Source organism: Streptomyces sp. NPDC054932 (assembly GCF_053610205.1).
In genome coordinates this window covers 1-4,312 of the sequence record NZ_JBSGXU010000341.1, presented here as the reverse complement: position 1 = coordinate 4,312, position 4,312 = coordinate 1, and the positions used below count along the sequence as shown (strand labels likewise).

The following is a 4,312-nucleotide window of genomic DNA, read 5'->3' as shown; positions in this document are numbered from 1 at the left end:
GGCCCACGCCCGCGTCGAGGGAGTCCGCGAACTCCTCGGCCAGTTCCGGTGCCCGGCGCAGCGTCCACAGCAGCCGGGCCGCCGACCAGGCCCCGGCGCGGGCGCGCTCCAGGCTCCACGAGCCGACCAGGTGGGTCAGCGGGTCGGCGATCTCCAGCAGGTCCGGGCCCGGCATGAGGTCCTCCCGGATGTGCTCCTCCAGCGAGACCAGCGTGTCGCCGACCCGGTCGAAGTCCGCCTCCAGGGCCCGCGGTTCGCAATCCAGCTCACCGCACGTGGACACCACGGCGAGCGCCAGGTCGTGGCCGATGTGCGCGTTGATCCCGGCCAGCGCGTGCTGGAGCGGCCGGATCCCGGGATGGCGGCGGTACTGCAGCAGGGGGCGCCAGCAGGCCGGGGCCCGGTCCGCCTCCACCGCCGTCAGGTACCGCTCCGCGAACCGCACGCTGAGCGTCTGCGCCCGCCGCGGTGCCGCGAACCCGCCGTGCTCGATCCGCCCGTGCAGGGTCTCCGTCACCGTCAGGTAGACCCGGTTGAAGACGGCGACACCGTCCTGCGGCGGGAGCCGCTCCTCCAGGGCGCGCATCCGCGCCAGCACCGCTTCCATGGGGGCAGCGTCGCAGGCGCCGACCCGGATCCGGGGAACTTGGCCGTACGCTTCCCCGGTTCGGGCGAAACCCCGTCAACGGGGCTTGTCCTGACCTTCCCCGGGGTCGTCGTAGGAGGAGGTGCCCGAGTCGAGCAGGGGCCCCTGCTTGAGGTGCGCGGGCGCGAGGAACCGCAGTGCGTGGTAGCCGGTGATCACCACGATCGTGCCCAGTGCGATGCCGCCCAGCTCGAAGGTGTCGGTGATCTGCAGCGTCACGCCGCCGACGCCGATGATGATGCCCGCCGCGGCCGGCACCAGGTTCAGCGGATTGCGCAGGTCCACCCGGCCGTTGATCCAGATCTGGGCGCCGAGCAGGCCGATCATGCCGTACAGGATGACGGTGATGCCGCCGAGCACCCCGCCCGGGATCGCGGCGACGACCGCGCCGAACTTGGGGCACAGCCCGAAGAGCAGCGCGAAGCCGGCGGCCGCCCAGTAGGCCGCCGTCGAGTAGACCCGGGTGGCCGCCATGACGCCGATGTTCTCGGAGTACGTGGTGTTCGGCGGGCCGCCGACCGCCGTGGACAGCATGGACGCCGCGCCGTCCGCCGCGATGGCCGTGCCCAGCTTGTCGTCGAGCGGGTCGCCGGTCATCTCGCCCACGGCCTTGATGTGCCCGGCGTTCTCGGCGATCAGCGCGATCACCACGGGCAGCGCGATCGGGATCGCCGACCACTCGAAGGCCGGCGCGTGGAAGGACGGCAGCCCGATCCAGTCGGCCTTCGCGACCGCGGAGAGGTCGAGCCGCCAGTGGTCGACGGCCGCCTCACCGCCCACCGTCGAGTGGATCTTGCCGAAGAGCAGGTCGAAGAGCCAGGAGATGCCGTACCCGAAGAGCAGCCCGAGGAAGATCGCGATGCGGGACCAGAAGCCGCGCAGGCAGACCACGGCGAAACCGGTGAACAGCATGGTCAGCAGTGCCGTCCACTGGTCCTGCGGCCAGTACGTGCTCGCCGTCACCGGAGCCAGGTTGAAGCCGATCAGCATCACGACCGCGCCCGTCACGATGGGCGGCATCGCCGTGTGGATGACGCGGGCGCCGAAGCGCTGCACAGCCAGACCGGCCAGGAACAGCGCCACGCCGACGACGAAGCAGGCGCCCGTGACCACCGCGCTGTCCCCGCCCGAGGCCCGGATGGCCGCCGCGACACCGACGAACGACAGCGAGCAGCCCAGGTAGGACGGGACCCGGCCGCGCGTCGCGAGGAGGAAGACGACCGTCGCGACGCCGGACATCATGATGGCCAGGTTCGGGTCCAGGCCCATCAGGACCGGAGCGACGAAACTCGCGCCGAACATCGCCACGACGTGCTGGGCACCCAGCCCGGCGGTCCGCGGCCACGACAGCCGCTCCTCCGGCCGGACCACCGCGCCGGGGGCGGGAGTCCGCCCGTCTCCGTGCAGGGTCCAGCCCACGCCGAGGCCCATGTTCCACTCCTCTTCTCCGGAAGATCACTGCTCCGGCCGCTCACCCGGCGAGGCCGCAGCCCACGCAGTGCGTGCTGCTGCGGCCGGTCGACAGCCGGTCGACATGTTACGGCCGAGTTTGCGCAGGTTCGTCCAGGTCGGTGGGGCCGGTCTTCGCGGTGACCCCGCCGACATCGCCCCCAGCCTGCCCCACCGGCGGCCCCTGGCGCAGTACCGCGGCACCCGCGATCAGCGCGAACGCCAGCAGGGTGACCAGCCCGAAGGACACCACCAGCGAGGTCGCGTCCGCCACCGCGCCGATCGCCGACGGGGCGATCAGCCCCGACGTGTACGTGATCGTCGCGACACCGGCGATGGCCTGCGCCGGGTTCGGCCCGCTGCGCCCCGCCGCCGCGAAGGCCAGCGGGACCACCACCGCGATGCCGAGCCCGATCAACCCGAACCCGGCCAGCGCCCCCGCCGGATGCCGGACCCCGACCACGAGCAGCCCGCCCGCGGTGGCCACCACGCCGCCCGCCCGGACCGTGCGCACCGCCCCGAACCGGTCCACCACCCGGTCGCCGACCAGCCGGGCCACGGCCATGGTGAGCGCGAAGGCGGTGGTGGAGGCGGCCGCGAGACCCGCGTCCGTGTGCAGGACGTCCCGCAGATAGACCGCCGACCAGTCCAGACTCGCGCCCTCGGCGAAGACCGCGCAGAATCCGACGGCCCCGATCAGCAGCGCGGACTTCGGGGGCAGCGCGAAGTGCGGAGGCGCCTGCGCCTCCTCGTCGGCCCTCAGGTCCAGCACGCCCTGTACGGCGAACAACCCGCACACCGTGAGGACCAGCGCGGCGACCAGGTGGTGCAGCCGGGCGTCGGCCCCGGCGTGCGCGGCGACGGTACCCGCGGCCGAGCCGAGCAGGGCGCCCACGCTCCACATGCCGTGCAGCGAGGACATGATCGAGCGGCCCAGCCGGTTCTCCGTCTCCACGCCCAGCGCGTTCATCGCCACGTCCGACATGCCGGCGGTGGCTCCGTAGACGAAGAGCACGAAACAGAGGGCGGGCAGACCGGGAGCGAGGCTCGGCAGGATCAGCGAGAGGGTCCACAGCGAGAGCAGCGCCCGCAGCGCGGCGCGGGCGCCGAGCCAGTGGTTGATCCGGCCGGCGAGCGGCATCGCGAGGGCCGCGCCGAGGGCGGGGAAGGCGAGGGCCAGTCCCAGGGTGCCCGGGCCGAGCTGGGCGTGCTCCTGGATCCAGGGGATACGGGTGGCGAAGGAGCCGGTGACGGCGCCGTGGATGCAGAAGACGGTGGCGATGGCGTAGCGGGCATGGCGCAGGCGCGCCGGGCTGAGGTCGGTGTCCCCGGTCATGGGAATTAAACTATCAGGGACCCTGCCTAATAGATAACGGCCTCGACCCTAGGATGGGCGCCGTGACTCCTGCCCCCACCCCGGTGCCGTCCCCCGCCTCGCCCAGTACGGCCCGCGCCATCAACGACCGTCTCGCCCTGCAACTCCTCCAGGAATCCGGGCCGCTGACGGCCAACCAGCTCAAAACCATGACCGGCCTCTCCCGCCCCTCCGTGGCCGACCTCGTCGACCGGCTCACCGGAGCCGGGCTCATCGAAATTGCCGGCGAATCCGGCGAACAGCGCCGCGGCCCCAACGCCAAGCTCTACGGGATCGTCGCCGACCGCGCCCACCTGGCCGCCCTGGACGTGCGCACCGACCGGGTCACCGCAGTCGTCACCGACCTACTCGGCCGCCCCCTGGCCGAAGCCGCCCTGCCCGTCGGCGCCCCCGAGAACGCGGTGGCGGCCCTGCTGCGCACCGCGCGCGAAGCCGGCGCCACGGAGCTGCACACCGTCGTCATGGGCGCCCCGGGCCTGGTCGCCCCGGCCACCGGCGAACTCCGCGACACCTCCGGCCTGCCGGCCTGGCACCGGGACCTGGTCACCGCCCTGCAGCGGAGCCTGCCCGCCGTGGTCGTCGTCGAGAACGAGACCAACCTGGCCGCCCTCGCCGAGCAGCGCCTGGGCATCGCCCGCGACCTGGACTCCTTCGTCCTGCTGTGGCTCGGCGCGGGCGTGGGCGCGGCCGTGGTCCTGGACGGCCGGCTGCGCCGGGGAGCCTCCGGCGGGGCGGGCGAGATCGGCTTCCTCCCCGTGCCGGGTACGGGGGGCCTGCCGTCGGCCGCGGACTGCGGGGGTGGCTTCCACGCCCTCGTCGGGCCCGCAGACCGTTCCCCGCGG

Annotated in this window: 4 protein-coding genes; 1 reads left to right on the top strand and 3 read right to left on the bottom strand. The window is 73.4% G+C overall.

The genetic code is table 11. From position 1 onward, the window contains the following. The 3 genes from ACWGE1_RS40345 to ACWGE1_RS40335 all read right to left on the bottom strand — a co-directional run. Nucleotides 1-607 (bottom strand): DUF5995 family protein (locus ACWGE1_RS40345; protein WP_453425450.1); only part of this gene is annotated, 607 nt, incomplete at its 3' end. Between the two features lie 75 nt (nt 608-682). Continuing rightward, nucleotides 683-2,077: a uracil-xanthine permease family protein gene (locus ACWGE1_RS40340; RefSeq protein ID WP_453425449.1), complete on the bottom strand. Its 1,395-nt coding sequence runs from the start codon at nt 2,075-2,077 to the stop codon at nt 683-685. Nucleotides 2,078-2,183: 106 nt separating this feature from the next. Beyond that, complete coding sequence (locus tag ACWGE1_RS40335; RefSeq protein WP_453425448.1) at nt 2,184-3,431, bottom strand: MFS transporter; 1,248 nt, start codon at nt 3,429-3,431, stop codon at nt 2,184-2,186. Nucleotides 3,432-3,493: 62 nt separating this feature from the next. Between ACWGE1_RS40335 and ACWGE1_RS40330 the strand changes: the two genes are divergently transcribed. Then, nucleotides 3,494-4,312, top strand: an 819-nt coding sequence (locus tag ACWGE1_RS40330; protein WP_453425447.1) for an ROK family transcriptional regulator, incomplete at its 3' end; no start/stop codon positions are given.

What these genes read in the sequence shown, in the direction of transcription:
- ACWGE1_RS40340 (WP_453425449.1), bottom strand. Translation starts at nt 2,077, where the DNA reads ATGGGCCTCGGCGTGGGCTGGACCCTGCACGGAGACGGGCGGACTCCC.
- ACWGE1_RS40335 (WP_453425448.1), bottom strand. Translation starts at nt 3,431, where the DNA reads ATGACCGGGGACACCGACCTCAGCCCGGCGCGCCTGCGCCATGCCCGC.